This is a genomic window from Stenotrophomonas sp. FW305-C-20-S1 (assembly GCF_058783335.1).
Genome location: NZ_JBYTEK010000023.1, coordinates 1 through 15,119, shown reverse-complemented (window position 1 = coordinate 15,119; position 15,119 = coordinate 1). Strand labels below are relative to the sequence as shown.

Here is a 15,119-nt window from a genome sequence, read left to right as displayed (position 1 = left end):
GGAGCGAGCGCAGCAAGCGACCCGCTTTTGATCTTCTTTTTCTTTTTTCCGTGGCTGGCCGCGCGCAAGGAACTGTCAAAGGTGGGGCGGGGTGGGCCATGCAGGGGCGTTGGCGCCATGGATGGCGCCATCGAGCTTACAGGGACGTACTTGCAGCGTCCCCTGCATGGCCCACCCACCCCGCCAACCGCGGCTTTTGATTTCAGCATCCAACCACGAGGGGCTCAGCCGTTGGCCACCGCAAACACCGGGCGCGTCAGGTTGTCCGCTTCGCCATCAGTGCAAAGCACTTCGTCTTCAATGCGGATGCCGCCGTACGGACGGAAGAAGTCCACACGCTCCCAGTTGATCGCATCGCCATGACCGGCGGCCTTCACTTCGTTCAACAGCATGTCGATGAAGTACAGGCCCGGCTCGATCGTCACCACCATGCCCGGCTCCAGCACGCGGGTCAGGCGCAGGTACGGATGGCCGGCGGGACGCTCGATGCGGCCGCCTTCATCGCTGGCCGCGAAACCGGCCACGTCATGCACCTGCAGGCCGATCAGGTGGCCGATGCCATGCGGGAAGAACGCGGCGCTGACGCCGGTTTCCAGCGCGGTCTGCGGCGATACCTTGATCACGCCGAAGTCCTTCAGCACGCCCATCAGCGACAGGTGCGCATCCACGTGCAGCTGCTTGTAGTCGAAGCCCGGGCGCACGGCCGCGCACATCGTCTGCTGCGCGGCATCGACCGCTTCGATCATCGCGGCGAACTCGTCATGGCCGGCGGCGGCGTAGGTGCGGGTGATGTCGCTGGCATAGCCGTGCGCGCTGGCGCCGGCATCGATCAGGAAGCTGCGCAGCGGCTGCGGTGCCTTGCGGCCCAGTTCGGTGTAATGCAGCACCGCCGCATGCTCGTTCAAGGCCACGATGTTGCCGTACGGCAGCTCGGTGGCGTCCTGGCCCACGGCCTGGCAGTACGCCATGTGGATGCTGAACTCGTCGGCGCCGTTGCGGAACGCCGCTTCGGCCGCGCGATGGCCGCGCACGCCGAGCACCTGCGCCTGGCGCATCAGGGCGATTTCGTACGGCGTCTTGCTGCCGCGGTGCCATTCCAGGTAGTTCACCACCGGCGCCGGATTGTTGGGCACATACGCGCCCAGCGCGCTCTGCGGCTCACCCAGGATCGCGCAGCGCGCCGGGTCGGGCGGCAGCAGTGCCAGCGCTTCGTCCGGCGTGCGGATGATATGGATGTCGAAGTGCTCGACCCACCAGCCGCTCGGTGCATCCGGCACCACATGCCAGTAGTCGAACGGCTGGTGGAAGATCACCGCCGGACGCTTGCCCGGGGTGAACACGATCCAGCTGTTGGGTACACGGGTCAGCGGCAGCCAGGCCTTGAACTGCGGGTTGACCGCGTACGGATAGTCACGATCGTCGAAGACCTGGTAGTGCAGGGTGCCGCTGGGCACCACCAGGTGGTCGAAGCCGCCGCGTGCCAGCGCCTGCTCGGCGCGTCGGCACAGCACGGCCAGGTGGTCGGGATACAGGGCGCCGGGGTCTTGCTGGATCATTGCGGTGGCTCGACACGGAAAACGGCCCTAGATTCTGCCGGATACCGACGCAATCCGCTGTGCCGGAACCGGCACTCAGCCCGTCGAAACCGGTGCCTCGTCGCTGTCTTCGCCGATCCACCTGCGCAGCAGCTGCCGATGCTCGCGTGACAGGGTCAGGAAGCGGAAGCCTGCCCAGCTCTGGCCGGGGGCATGCGCCGGTTCGCTCCACAGCAGGTGTACGCCGACGTCGATCCACTCGCTGCGGCCATCGGCCAATGGCAACGGGAAGCGCAACTGATACAGCGCGTCGTCGCGCAGCGCGGCGCTGGCCAGCATCAGCATGCCGGTCTCGGACACGTTGCCAAGCCGGCCGACCACGCTGTCGCGCATCTGGTCGGTCACCGGTACCAGATCGGACACCTGCCGGCGCGGCGCGCGGCGGGTATCAACGGGCGGTTGCGTACTCATGCCTTGGGCTCCTGCGGGCGACGTCCGGCCAGCGTGCGCAGTGCGCTCAGGCTGGCCTGCCAGGCGCGGTCGACCAGACGGCCCTTGTCTTCGGTGACCAGTTGCGCGCGTCCGGCGGCCATCTGCCGGGCGAGGGCATCCAGGGTGGTTTCGCCGATCTTCTGCCCACGCGCGTTGACCAGCAGCACATGACCGGTCAGCAGGCTGTACCAGGACAGGCGCTGGCGGCGCAGCGCGCCTTCGCCATCGTCGATATCGAACCAGCTGCCGAAGGGCAGCGCGCACAGCTGCTGGTAACTGGCCTCCTCGGCCTCGCTGCGTGGTGCCGCATCGCTTGCCGGGGCCTGTGCGCCGGTGTGTTCGCCCAGCCGTGCACGGGCCTTCAGGCGTGCACTGAGCTCGGTGCGCGAGGTGCTTTCGTCTTCGCCACCTGGCGTGGACAGGCGGCGCGCGACGGCAGCCGCCTCCTCTGCGTGGTAGCCCACCTGCAGCAGGGCCGATTCAACCTCGGCAGCCAGCGCAGCGTCGGTCGCGCTGCTTTCGCTTGCGGCCTCGGCAGTGATCGCCGCGATGCGTTCGGTCTGCTGCAGGCGCTCCTGCCATTGCGGCGAATCATCGCCGTGGCGCAGGCGGGTCAGCGTCAATGCATCTGCCCACGCCTGGCGCAGCAGTGTCTGTACGAAGCGCGGCGGCTCCTGCGTATCGCAGCACTGGTCGATCTGCGCATTGGCCTGGCGTCGCGCAAGTTCCAGCCGCTCCTTGCCGCGTGCGGCTTCCACGTGGCGGCGCTCGGCCAGTTCGGCGCGGTGCGCGGCGGCGCGCTGGTGCTGCTGTATCTCGTCGTTGGCGACGGCAAAGGCCTCGGGCGTGCGTGCATCCTGGCCGAGCAGGCCCTGCACGCTCTGCGCCAGCCGCTGCAGCAGCTGCGGATCGACATCGTCATCGCCGAGCCAGCTGGCGCCGGCTTCAGCGACATGGTTGAGCAGTTCGCGTGCCGGATGTTCGTCGCGCACGAAGAAGCCCGGGTCGGCCATCGCTGCGCGCGCCAGCGGTACCTGCAGGCGCGCGAGCAGGGCGGCTGGCACCGGGTCCGGCCGTTGCTGCTGCTGCACCTGCTGCAGCAGCAGGCGCAGCAGATCGAGGTTGTCGCGGTCGTGGCTGCCAAGGCTGGCCTGCGCGCCATGTTCGCTGCGCAGCTGGGCGACCACGGCGGCCTGCAGATCGGTCATGGCGCTGGCGGCGCTGGCCTGCCCCTGCAGGCGCGCCAGCACGGCATCAACCGCTGCACTGGGCAGGGCCGCTGGATCGGCCGCTGGCTGCGGGGTCTGCCGCGCCTGTTGCAGCATCTCGTGCAGCACGCTGCTGGCCGGTACCGTCATGCCGGCCGACGCGCCGGGCGCGTCCGCATCGGCGAAGGCGTCCTGCATCAACGTCGACCACGAGCCGGGCGGTGCCGAGCCACCCCAGCCGGTCATCGGCGTGGGCACGCGCGGAGACGGGCGTCCGCTGCGGCCGCTGCCGACCGACTGGGTGATGATCCGGCGGGTGCTCGAAGAACGTGCCAGGTACGGGGTGTAGACCAGGCCCGGCAGGATGCCGTGCTGTGCCAGCAGCGCATTGGCGCGGTCGAGCACATTGCCCAGCCGCTCCAGTACCTGCCGCTCGAAGCTGCGGTACAGCGCCATCTGTACCTCGGCGCTGAGGGCATCCTGTTCGGCCAGCTTCCGTACCATCGCGCACAGGGCCTGCGGTGCCAGGGGCAGGGTGTCAGCTTCAAAGGCTGGTGCGCCGGCAACAACACCCAGGCGCTGGCCCAGCAGGTTCAAGGCGTTGGCCGAACGCAGGGTTTCCCGGCGCACCATTTCGGTCAGCAGCAGGTCGCGGTCGACTTCATGCTCGGCCACCAGGCTCAACCCCAGCATGCCGGGCAAGGGCGGTGGCGTGGTGGCGGCCACGACCGGGGTGATCGGTTCACGCAGCCGCGCAAGCGCATCGGCCAGCGCATCGAGCATGCGGTCGCTGAAGTGGCCGGCGAACGCATGCAGCTGGCCGCGCTGTGCCAGCAGGTCGGCCTGCTGTTGCGGGTTGCGGGCATGGTCGGCGTCATGCAGCAGGGTCTGCTCCAGCGCTTCCACGGTCAGGATCAGCGGTGCCGTCAGGGCCTGGTGGCACAGGCCGATCAACGCGCCCAGCAGTTCGCGCACGCGCGGCGGCAGGTCGGCTGCGGCCAAGCGGGCAGTGTCGGCACTGGAAAGGGAAAAGACAGCAGACATCGGCGAGGGGGTCCGGATTCCCGCGGATCGATCTTGGAATCTACCGTGTCGGCCGGTGAAGGCGCTACTTTAGCGATGGATCCATTCAGGGCCGCCTTCGATGGCGGCGCCGCAGCAGATCATGCTTCCAGGAACAGGCTGACCACATCGTTGGTGAAGCGCCGGCCCAGTTCGGTCGGCTGCACGTGCCCGTCTGCCACCACCAGCCAGCCACGCTGCACTGCTTCGCGCAGTGGTACGTCCAGCACGCTGCGGGCCAGGCCGGTGCGCGATTCGAAGTCGCGCAGGCTGAACCCTTCGTGCAGGCGCAGCAGGTTGAGCATGTACTCGAACGGCAGGCGCTCGGCGGCAATCACTTCGTCACCGCCGAACGATGCGGCCGTGCCTGCGGTATCCATGAACGTCTGCGGGTGCTTGTGCTTCCAGCGTCGCAGCACGTGTTCCTCGGCACCGGAACTGATCTTGCCGTGTGCGCCGGCACCAATGCCGAGGTAGTCACCAAAACGCCAGTAATTCAGATTGTGCGCGCTCTGCCGGCCGGGGCGGGCATAGGCACTCACCTCGTACTGGCCGAAGCCGGCCTGCGCCAGCAGCGCCTGGCAGTGTTCCTGCATGTCCCAAGCATGGTCTTCATCGGGGATGCCCTGCGGCGGCCGCGCGAAGAACACGGTGTTCGGTTCCAGGGTCAGCTGGTAGTGCGAGATGTGGGCCGGCTGCAACGCGAACGCGCGTTCCAGATCGGCCTCGGCACCGGCCAGGGTCTGCTCCGGCAGTGCGTACATCAGGTCGATGTTGAAGTTGTCGTAGCCCGCGTCCTGCGCCATCTTCACCGCGCGCTCGGCCTCGCCACTGTCGTGGATGCGGCCCAGTCGTTTCAGCGCGGCATCATCGAAACTCTGGATGCCGAAGCTGAGGCGGTTGACCCCGGCCGCGCGGTAGCGATCAAAGCGACCGTGCTCGGCGGTACCCGGGTTGGTTTCCAGAGTGATCTCGGCATTCGGCGCAAAGCGCAGGCGGGCACTGGCCTGCTGCAGGAAGCGGTCGATCGCCTCGGGCGGGAACAGGCTGGGCGTGCCACCCCCGAAGAACACGCTGCTGACCACCCGGCCCCAGACCAGCGGCAGGTCCTGGTCGAGGTCGCGCACCAGCGCATCGATGTAGGCATCGAAGGGCAGTTCGCCCTTGGCCTGGTGCGAGTTGAAATCGCAGTAAGGGCACTTGCGCACACACCACGGCAGATGCACGTACAGCGCCAGCGGCGGTGGCACCAGACGTGGCGGGGCGTCGTGGTCGCAGGACTCGCCGGGCAGGTGGTTGCAGTGGTCGTGGTCGTGGGCGTGCGGCATGGTGGTCATCGGTAGTGCCGGCCGCTGGCCGGCTTCCCTGTGTCGATCGGGTGGGGTATCAGAGCCAGGCCGCGAGCTGCTGCTTGAGCTGCTGCAGGGCGATGGCGCGATGGCTGATGGCGTTCTTCAACGCCGGTTCCATTTCCGCAGCGGTCAGGCCGTGGGTGGTGTCCAGGAATACCGGGTTGTAGCCGAATCCATTGGTACCGCGCAGTTCGCGGATGATCTGACCTTCCCAGCGACCTTCGCAGATCAGCGGCTGCGGGTCGGTGGCATGGCGCAGCAGCACGATCACGGCGTAGAAGCGGGCGCTGCGCTGGCCATCGGCGATGTCGGCCATCGCTTCCAGCAGCTTGGCATTGTTGGCCGCCGCATTGGTCGGGTGACCGGCATAGCGCGCGCTGTACAGGCCCGGTGCACCGCCGAGGGCATCGACGATCAGACCCGAATCATCGGCCAGCGCCGGCAGGCCGGTCGCTTCGCAGGCCGCGCGGGCTTTCAGCAGCGCGTTCTCGACGAAGGTCAGGCCGGTCTCTTCCACATCGCCCAGGCCCAGTTCGGCGGCCGAAGTGATCTGCAGCGGCAGGTCGGCGAGGATTTCCTGCATTTCCACCAGCTTGCCAGCGTTGTGGCTGGCCAGGACAAGCTTCTTCATCAGCGGGGCTCCAACAGGTCCCAGGTGTTGCCGTACAGGTCGCGGAACACCGCGACCGTGGCGTAGGGTTCTTCGCGCGGTTCTTCCAGGAACTGGACACCGGCAGCCAGCATCGCCGCGTGGTCGCGGCGGAAGTCATCGGTATTGAGGAAGAAGCCGACACGGCCACCGGTCTGGTTGCCGATACGACTGCGCTGCTCGTCGTCGCTGGCGCGGGCCAGCAGCAGGGCGGCGGCGCTGCCATCGGTCGGGCCGACCACCACCCAGCGCTTGCTGCCCTGGTCGATGTCGTCCAGCAGCTGGAAGCCGAGCTTGCCGGTGTACCAGGCGATGGCCTCGTCATAGTCGGCCACCACCAGGGTGGTCAGGGCAATGCGCCGGTTCATGCCGACAGCGCTGCCTGCTGCGCGGCCAGCAGCTCGGTCACGCCCTTCTCGGCCAGGCCCAGCAGGGCATCGAGCTCGTCACGGCGGAAGGCATGGCCTTCGGCGGTGCCCTGCAGTTCGATGAAGCCGCCACCGTCGTTCATCACCACGTTCATGTCGGTGTCGCAGTCGCTGTCTTCGGCGTAGTCCAGGTCCAGCACCGGGGTGCCGCGGTAGACGCCGACCGACACCGCCGCCACCGCGCCGAGGATCGGGTTGCGCTTGATGTCGCCGCGCTTCATCAGCACGTTCACCGCATCGACCAGGGCCACGTAGGCGCCGGTGATGGCCGCAGTGCGCGTGCCGCCGTCGGCCTGCAGCACGTCGCAGTCCAGGGTGATGGTGCGTTCGCCCAGTGCGTTGCGGTCCACGCAGGCGCGCAGGCTGCGACCGATCAGGCGCTGGATCTCCAGCGTGCGGCCGCCCTGCTTGCCGCGTGCGGCTTCGCGGTCGCTGCGGGTGTGGGTGGCGCGCGGCAGCATGCCGTACTCGGCGGTCACCCAGCCTTCGCCCTTGCCACGCAGGAAGCCCGGCACCCGGTTCTCGATGCTGGCCGTGCACAGCACGCGGGTTTCACCGAAGCAGACCAGCACCGAACCTTCGGCGTGGCGGGTGAAACCGCGCTGGATGACGACCGGGCGCAGCTGATCGGGCTGACGGCCACTGGGGCGGAAATCGGACATGGGGCAGGTTCCGTAGGGAAAGGGAGTACGCCACCATCCCCGCGGCCTTCACGGGGCGGGGGAAAGGGGCTCAAAAGAGACCGCTAGGGTACCATTCCCCCTTTGCAAGCACCGGATACATCCATGATTCGAAGCATGACGGCCTATGCCGGCGGCGAGCGCTCCACCCCGTGGGGAACGCTGGGCTGCGAGCTGCGCTCGGTCAACCACCGCTTCCTGGAAGTGGGCACGCGCCTGCCCGAGGAACTGCGCGCATTGGAACCGCAGCTGCGCGAACGCATTTCCGCGCGCCTGAGCCGTGGCAAGCTGGATCTGGTGATGCGCCTGCGCGCGCCGGACTCGGCCGCCAGCCTGCAGGTCAACGAGGTGCTGCTGGGCCAGCTGGGCCAGTTGGCACACCGGCTGACCTCCGATTTCCCCAACCTGCAGGTCAGCTTCACCGACCTGCTGCAGCTGCCGGGCGTCACCCAGGGTGAGGCCACCGATGCGGCAGCCCTGCAGATTGAAGCGCTGGCGCTGCTGGACCAGGTGCTGGAGGGCTTCATCGCCGCCCGCGAGCGTGAAGGCAATACGCTGGCCACCGCCATCGCCGAGCGCGTGGATGCCATCGAGCGCATCGCCGCCGAGGTCCGTACGCTGATTCCCGCCATTCGCGACGGCCAGCGCACCAAGCTCGCCGCTCGCCTGGCCGACCTGCCGCATCCGGTTGATCCGGGCCGCGCCGAGCAGGAACTGGTGATGTGGCTGCAGAAGCTGGACGTGGACGAGGAGCTGGATCGCCTGTCCAGCCATATCGTCGAGATCCGCCGCGTGCTCAAGCAGCGTGAACCGGTCGGCCGCCGCCTGGACTTCCTGCTGCAGGAGTTCAACCGCGAGGCCAACACGCTTGGCTCCAAGTCGGTGGACAGCCGCACGTCCAACGCCGCCGTCGAGCTGAAGGTGCTGATCGACCAGATCCGCGAGCAGGTGCAGAACATCGAATGAGCATTTCCACGCCTCCGGCCGCGATCGCACGCGGCACGCTGTACATCGTTGCCGCGCCCTCCGGCGCCGGCAAGAGCAGCATCGTCAACGCCACCCTGGCGCGCGACCCGCAGATTGCCCTGTCGATCTCGTTCACCTCGCGCGCCATGCGCCCGGGTGAAGTGAACGGCCAGCACTACCATTTCGTCAGCGCCGAGAAGTTCGAGGAAATGATCGCCGCCGGCGATTTCTTCGAACACGCCTGGGTGCATGGTGACTGGAAGGGCACCGCCCGGCAGTCGGTGGAGCCGCAGCTCAACGCCGGCCAGGACGTGCTGCTGGAAATCGACTGGCAGGGTGCGCAGCAGGTGCGCCAGCTGGTGCCGGGCACGGTGACGGTGTTCATCCTGCCGCCGTCCAAGCAGGCCCTGCAGGACCGCATGCGCAAGCGTGGCCAGGACAGCGAGGCGGTCATCGCCCAGCGCCTGGGCGCCGCCCGCGATGAAATGCTGCACTTCAACGAGTTCGACTACGTCATCGTCAATGAAGTGTTCGACACCGCCGTGGATGAACTGTGTGCGATCTTCACCGCCAGCCGCCTGCGCCGGGACGCCCAGAAGGTCCGCCATGCCGGCCTGATCCAGGCCCTGCTGACCCCGGATGCGAGTTCAACTGATTGATTCCTAAAGGGTCCGGTGGGGGTTGGCTTGATTTTGTCCAGCCCCTGCCAGTACACTCCGTCCCCTTTCCCTCATTCGACTGAGCGGCCGACCGGTCGCCGGGAGCCCGTATGGCCCGCATTACCGTAGAAGATTGCCTGGAAGTCGTTAACAACCGTTTCGAGCTGGTGATGATGGCCTCCAAGCGCGCCCGTCAGCTCGCCAATGGCGTGCAGGCCACGCTGGACAACAGCGAGACCGAGGACAAGCCGACCGTGCTGGCGCTGCGCGAAATCGCTGCCCGCAAGATCGACAACGCGCTGATCGACGAAGTCGAGAAGGCCGAGCGTGAGCGCGCCGAGCGCGAAGCGCTGGAGTGGGCCGCCGCCGAAGTGGTCGCCGACGAAGACATGTCCAAGAACGACGATTGATCGCATCGATCAACGTCATTGCTGGATACGCCGAACAGCCCGCCCCGTGCGGGCTGTTTCGCATTCAGGGTTTGCCGTAAACGTCGCGCTGGCATAGGCTTTGGCCATGAACCCAGGCCCCACTGCCAAGGTCGCCGCAGTCCCCGCTGCCGCCGTACCCGATTACGTCCTCCAGCTCGAACGCGCCGCCCACTACCTGCCGCCCGAGCAGCTGCCGCTGCTGCGCCGTGCGTGGGAAGTCGGTGCCTCCGCGCACGCTGGGCAGACGCGCAAGTCGGGCGAGCCCTACATCACCCATCCGGTGGCCGTGGCCCAGGTGCTGGCCGAGCTCGGCCTGGACGTGGAAGCGCTGATCGCCGCGATCCTGCACGACACCATCGAAGACACCCCGCTGACCCGCGAGGCCCTGTCGGCCGAGTTCGGCGAAGCCGTGGCCGAACTGGTGGACGGCGTCACCAAGCTGGACAAGCTGAAGTTCCGCGACCGCCAGGAAGCGGCCGCCGAGAGCTTCCGCAAGATGCTGCTGGCGATGTCGCGCGACCTGCGCGTGATCATGATCAAGCTGGCCGACCGCCTGCACAACATGCGCACGCTGGGCGCGCAGAGCCGCGAAGCGCGTGGCCGCATCGCCCGCGAGACTCTTGAGATCTACGCCCCGATCGCGCAGCGGCTGGGCATGAGCCTGGTCAAGAGCGAACTGCAGAACCTTGGCTTCAAGGCGCTGTACCCGTGGCGCCACGCGATCCTGGAAAAGCACATCCGCAGCCAGCCGGTCGTGCGCCGCGAGGCGCTGGCGCAGGTGGAAGTGCAGCTGTCGCAGCGCTTGGCCAAGGAAGGCATCGAGCACCGCCTGGTCAGCCGCATCAAGACCCCGTGGAGCATCTACAACAAGATGCGCGACGAGAACAAATCCTTCGACCAGGTGATGGATGTGTTCGGCTTCCGCCTGGTGGTGCGCGGCGTGCCGCAGTGCTACCACTCGCTGGGCGCGGTGCATGCCGCATTCAAGCCGCTGGATGGGCGCTTCCGCGATTTCATCGCCATTCCCAAGGCCAACGGCTACCAGTCGCTGCACACGGTGCTGTTCGGCCCGTATGGTTCGCCGATCGAGGTGCAGATCCGCACCGAGGAAATGGACCTGATCGCCGAGCGCGGCGTGGCTGCGCACTGGACCTACAAGTTCGGCGGTGATTCGCCCAACAGCGCGCAGAGCCGCGCCCACGCCTGGATCGTCGAACTGATCGATTCGCAGCGGGCCGCCGGTTCGTCGCTGGAGTTCCTCGACAACGTCAAGGTCGACCTGTTCCCGGACGAGGTCTACCTGTTCACTCCCAAGGGCAAGATCCTGGCCCTGCCGCGCAATTCCACCGCGCTCGACTTCGCCTACGCCGTGCATACCGACGTCGGCAACATGGCCGTGGCCTCGCGCGTGGACAAGAAACTGGTGCCGCTGCGTACCAAGCTGGTGTCGGGGCAGTCGGTGGAGATCATCACCGCGCGCTCGGCCACGCCCAAGCCGCAGTGGCTCGAATTCGTGGTGACCAGCAAGGCGCGCACCGCCATCCGCCACCAGCTCAAGCAGTTGGAGCACGAAGACGCCGTGCAGTTGGGCCACCGCATGCTCGACCGCGCGCTGGAGGCGATGGACAGCTCGCTGGAGCGCCTGCCCAAGGGCCGCCTGGATGCCTTCCTGGCCGAACACCGGTTCCCGCGCCTGGAGGCCCTGCTGGCGGAAGTCGCGCTGGGCAACTGGATGCCGACCCAGGCCGCGCAGGCACTGATGGCCTACGCCGAACTGCGCGGCGGCGCGCATTCGCGCCACAGCTCGCAGGAAAAGATCCTGATCAACGGCAGCGAGCGTGGCGTGGTCACGTTCGCCGGCTGCTGCCAGCCCATTCCGGGCGACGACATCATGGGCTACCACACCGCCGGCAAGGGCATCGTGGTGCACCGCATGGATTGCCCGAACCTGGCCGAGCTGCGCAAGTCGCCCGAGCGTTGGGTGCTGATCGGCTGGGATACCACCGTATCCGGCGACTACGACACCTCGCTGGTGGTGGAAGTGGAGAACGGCACCGGCGTACTCGCACAGCTGGCCGCGGCGATCGCGCAGAGCCACTCCAACATCGAGCGCGTGGATTACCTGGACCGCGATTTCAACGCCGCAGTGCTGGCGTTCAACATCCAGGTGCGCGACCGCAACCATCTGGCCGAAGTGATGCGTCGCCTGCGCCGCCTGTCGGTCGTGCAGGCCGTTCGCCGGCAGTAGATCCTGCGCGTACCCTGGTAGCGCCGGGCCATGCCCGGCGAGCGCGCAGCGCGGCATGAATCAAATGCCGCCGGGCATGGCCCGCGCTACCGGATCCGCGCTGTTTCCCAACGGGAAGAGGATCCGACCCCAGCCGACATTGCCCCCACCCGGTACAATCACCGCTCTGTTTTCCCCCAACGCACCGGAGCGACCCATGTCCCGCCAGATCATCAACACCGAAAAGGCCCCGGCCGCCATCGGCCCGTACTCGCAGGCCGTGCGCGCCGGCAACACCGTGTATTTCTCCGGCCAGATTCCGCTCGACCCGGCCACCGGCGACATCGTCGGCGTCGGTGACGTCGAAGCGCAGGCCCGTCGTGCCTTCGACAACCTCAAGGCCGTGGCCGAAGCCGCCGGCGGTTCGCTGGACAAGGTCGTGCGCCTGGGCCTGTACCTGACCGACCTGGCCGAATTCGCCAAGGTCAACGCGGTGATGCAGGACTACTTCCAGGCCCCGTTCCCGGCCCGTTCCACCATCGAAGTCTCCGGCCTGCCGAAGGGCGCCAACTTCGAGGTCGACGCGGTGATGGTCATCGACTGACCGCCACGTGGCACGCAAGGCGGCGGTCACCCCGGCACTGGCACCGTCCGGTGAAGCATCGCTTGCGATGCTCGCCGGCGTCGGCCCGGCCGTGGCCGCCAAGCTGCAGGCGCGTGGCCTGGCCACCCTGCAGGATCTCTGGCTGCACCTGCCGCTGCGCTATGAAGACCGCACCCGGCTGACCCGCATCGAAGACCTGCGCAACGGCATTCCGGCGCAGGTGGAAGTGCGGGTGGTGGCCGTCGAGCGCGGCATGCGCTACCGGCCGATGCTGAAAGTGGCGGTGGAGGATGAAGGGCAGGGCACCCTGGTGCTGCGCTTCTTCCATTTCCGCCAGCAGCAGGTCGGCCAGTTCGCGGTCGGCAACCGTCTGCGCTGCTTTGGTACGCCCAAACCGGGGCACCTCGGGTTGGAGATTGTCCATCCCAGTTACCAGGTACTGGGCCGCAACGATGACCCCGATCTCGGCGACCGCCTCGACCCGGTGTATCCCACCGTCGAAGGCGTCGGCCCGATGACGATGCGCAAGCTGATCGGCCAGGCGCTTGATCGCCTGCCGGAAGAAAGCACGCTGGAACTGCTGCCGACCGGCTGGCTCGAGGGCCTCGGCCTGCCATCGCTGCGCAGTGCGCTGCTGACCGTGCATCAACCACCGCCGGATGCAGACCTGGCCGCACTTGCCGCCGGTACCCATCCAGCGCAGCGCCGGCTGGCAATGGAAGAACTGCTGGCGCACCACCTCAGCCTGCGTCGCCAGCGCATTGCGTTGCAGGCGCATCACGCGCCGCCGCTGGCCGGTCCCGGCAAGCTGGCCAAGGCGTTGTTGAAGCAGTTGCCGTTCGCCTTGACCGGCGCGCAGGCACGCGTGTTCAAGCAGATCCGCGAAGACCTTGCGCGCCCCAGCCCGATGCTGCGGCTGGTGCAGGGCGATGTCGGCTCGGGCAAGACCGTGGTGGCGGCATTGGCAGCGATGCTGGCGGTGGAGCAGGGCAAGCAGGTCGCACTGGCCGCCCCCACCGAACTGCTGGCCGAACAGCATCTCAACAACCTGCGCGGCTGGCTGGAGCCGCTGGGCGTGCGCATCGCCTGGCTGGCCGGCAAGGTCACCGGCAAGGCGCGCGCAAAGGTGATGGAACAGGTTGCCAACGGCGAAGCGCAGGTGGTGGTGGGTACCCACGCACTGATGCAGGAGGCGGTGGTATTCCACGATCTGGCGCTGGCCATCGTCGATGAGCAGCACCGCTTCGGCGTTCACCAGCGCCTGGCGCTGCGCGACAAAGGCAAGGGCGGCAACAACGTGCCGCACCAGCTGGTGATGACCGCCACGCCGATTCCGCGCACGCTGGCGATGTCCGAATACGCCGACCTGGATGTATCGGCCATCGACGAACTGCCGCCGGGCCGCACGCCGGTGCAGACCGTGGCACTGAACAACGATCGCCGCCCCGAGCTGATCGAACGCATCGCCCTGGCCTGCCGCGAAGGGCGGCAGGTGTACTGGGTGTGCACGCTCATCGAAGAAAGCGAAGAACTGGATGCCACCCCGGCACAGGCCACCTACGAATCGCTGCAGGCGCTGCTGCCGGGCGTGCGCGTGGGGCTGGTGCATGGCCGGCTGAAAGCGGCCGAGAAGCTGGCGACGATGGTCGCGTTCAAGGCCGGCGACATCGACCTGCTGGTGGCCACGACCGTGATTGAAGTCGGCGTGGACGTGCCCAACGCCTCGCTGATGGTGATCGAGAACGCCGAGCGCCTGGGCCTGGCCCAGCTGCACCAGCTGCGTGGCCGCGTCGGCCGTGGTTCGGCGGTGTCGCGCTGCGTGCTGCTGTACCAGGCACCGCTTTCGCAGATGGCACGCGAACGCCTGCAGACCATGCGCGAAACCAACGACGGTTTCGTCATTGCCGAGAAGGATCTGGAGCTGCGCGGGCCCGGCGAACTGCTGGGCACCCGGCAGACCGGCCTGGCCGGTTTCCGCATTGCCGATCTGGCCCGCGATGCCGGCCTGCTGCCGGGCGTGCATGCGCTGGCCGAACGCCTGCTGGCGCAGCAACCGGCGCTTGCAGATCGCGTGGTGCAGCGCTGGATCGGTACGGCCGTGCGCTACGCCTCGGCGTAAGGATCGGGCAGCCGGCCGGGGTCAGAGCCCTTGCCCTGCGACCAACGGATCCGTCCCCTGTATTTCCTACGCTGCCGGCAACTGCGTGCCCATGTATTCGGCCAAACCCCGGCATGCCAGCAGCAACCCGAAGGGGTAACGGGATGCGGTCATGTCGGCAGTCCTTGTGCGCAAGGCAGGAGGCCACCCACGCGAAGGCGAGGGTGGCGGACGGTGAGTGGTTCCAATACCGGTGACGGCCTCAAGAACGCCGGCGGGCGCGAAGCCCCCACGCACCGCCCGCCATAGAACGCGCGGACGGATTGCCTGCCGGACGCCACGCAGTAACACGCGCGCAACGCCGGCAGGCAAGCGTAAACAACAAGGCAGTCAAACGGGATTGGAAGCCCGCGCCATCCGTTGTCGATGGCATCCCATGTTTTCCATGAAGGACCGTGCGCCTCGATGAGAAAAGTTGGAAAGATCGAAAACGCTGCAATTGCAGCGCGGCCCCGCGCGGCACGCCGATTACGTCATCTTTCCCGATCCCGCCGACGTCCATCCACGCATGGCGTGGATCTACCGTGTCGACCAAGGTCGACACCCACCAACAGCAGCAGGGTCGGCACCCATCAAAAGCAGGCCATGCCATTCCGACAGATCGCGGAAATCTGTCGAAGGCGGGGTGGGTCCGGTTGCGGGGGCGTGAGCCGCATGGATGCGGCGAC

Annotated in this window: 13 protein-coding genes; 6 read left to right on the top strand and 7 right to left on the bottom strand. The window is 67.5% G+C overall.

The window, feature by feature from the left end:
* Positions 1-224 precede the first annotated feature (224 nt).
* From pepQ to rph, 7 genes are all read right to left on the bottom strand, one after another.
* Positions 225-1,556, bottom strand: a complete 1,332-nt coding sequence (gene pepQ / locus AC3WTC_RS13355; protein ID WP_492711635.1) for a Xaa-Pro dipeptidase — start codon at positions 1,554-1,556, stop codon at positions 225-227.
* A gap of 75 nt (positions 1,557-1,631) precedes the next feature.
* Positions 1,632-2,006, bottom strand: a complete 375-nt coding sequence (locus AC3WTC_RS13350) for a PilZ domain-containing protein (protein WP_025874204.1) — start codon at positions 2,004-2,006, stop codon at positions 1,632-1,634.
* Positions 2,003-4,279, bottom strand: a complete 2,277-nt coding sequence (locus AC3WTC_RS13345; protein ID WP_492711634.1) for a DUF1631 family protein — start codon at positions 4,277-4,279, stop codon at positions 2,003-2,005. The genes AC3WTC_RS13350 and AC3WTC_RS13345 overlap by 4 nt, the downstream gene beginning before the upstream one ends.
* Positions 4,280-4,398: 119 nt before the next feature.
* On the bottom strand, positions 4,399-5,625 hold the full coding sequence (hemW, locus tag AC3WTC_RS13340; protein WP_256993982.1) for a radical SAM family heme chaperone HemW: 1,227 nt from the start codon (positions 5,623-5,625) through the stop codon (positions 4,399-4,401).
* 58 nt (positions 5,626-5,683) lie between these two features.
* Entirely contained in the window at positions 5,684-6,280 is a 597-nt protein-coding gene (rdgB, locus tag AC3WTC_RS13335) for an RdgB/HAM1 family non-canonical purine NTP pyrophosphatase (protein ID WP_080150629.1), read from the bottom strand.
* Positions 6,280-6,666 carry a VOC family protein gene (locus AC3WTC_RS13330; RefSeq protein WP_025874209.1) on the bottom strand — a complete coding sequence of 129 codons (387 nt, stop codon included), beginning with the start codon at positions 6,664-6,666 and terminating at the stop codon, positions 6,280-6,282. The genes rdgB and AC3WTC_RS13330 overlap by 1 nt, the downstream gene beginning before the upstream one ends.
* Positions 6,663-7,388: a ribonuclease PH gene (rph, locus tag AC3WTC_RS13325; RefSeq protein WP_025874210.1), complete on the bottom strand. Its 726-nt coding sequence runs from the start codon at positions 7,386-7,388 to the stop codon at positions 6,663-6,665. The genes AC3WTC_RS13330 and rph overlap by 4 nt, the downstream gene beginning before the upstream one ends.
* A 123-nt stretch (positions 7,389-7,511) precedes the next feature.
* Here rph and AC3WTC_RS13320 point away from each other — a divergent pair, with 123 nt between their 5' ends.
* From AC3WTC_RS13320 to recG, 6 genes are all read left to right on the top strand, one after another.
* Positions 7,512-8,372 carry a YicC/YloC family endoribonuclease gene (locus tag AC3WTC_RS13320; RefSeq protein WP_032976986.1) on the top strand — a complete coding sequence of 287 codons (861 nt, stop codon included), beginning with the start codon at positions 7,512-7,514 and terminating at the stop codon, positions 8,370-8,372.
* On the top strand, positions 8,369-9,031 hold the full coding sequence (gmk, locus tag AC3WTC_RS13315; protein ID WP_033831917.1) for a guanylate kinase: 663 nt from the start codon (positions 8,369-8,371) through the stop codon (positions 9,029-9,031). Before AC3WTC_RS13320 ends, gmk begins: the two co-directional genes overlap by 4 nt.
* A gap of 110 nt (positions 9,032-9,141) precedes the next feature.
* Positions 9,142-9,441 carry a DNA-directed RNA polymerase subunit omega gene (gene rpoZ / locus AC3WTC_RS13310; RefSeq protein ID WP_005410877.1) on the top strand — a complete coding sequence of 100 codons (300 nt, stop codon included), beginning with the start codon at positions 9,142-9,144 and terminating at the stop codon, positions 9,439-9,441.
* Between the two features lie 106 nt (positions 9,442-9,547).
* Positions 9,548-11,710, top strand: a complete 2,163-nt coding sequence (locus AC3WTC_RS13305; RefSeq protein ID WP_025874213.1) for a RelA/SpoT family protein — start codon at positions 9,548-9,550, stop codon at positions 11,708-11,710.
* A gap of 196 nt (positions 11,711-11,906) precedes the next feature.
* Complete coding sequence (locus AC3WTC_RS13300; protein ID WP_025874214.1) at positions 11,907-12,293, top strand: RidA family protein; 387 nt, start codon at positions 11,907-11,909, stop codon at positions 12,291-12,293.
* A gap of 7 nt (positions 12,294-12,300) precedes the next feature.
* Positions 12,301-14,412: an ATP-dependent DNA helicase RecG gene (gene recG, locus AC3WTC_RS13295; RefSeq protein ID WP_059064985.1), complete on the top strand. Its 2,112-nt coding sequence runs from the start codon at positions 12,301-12,303 to the stop codon at positions 14,410-14,412.
* The last annotated feature ends 707 nt before the right edge of the window (positions 14,413-15,119 follow it).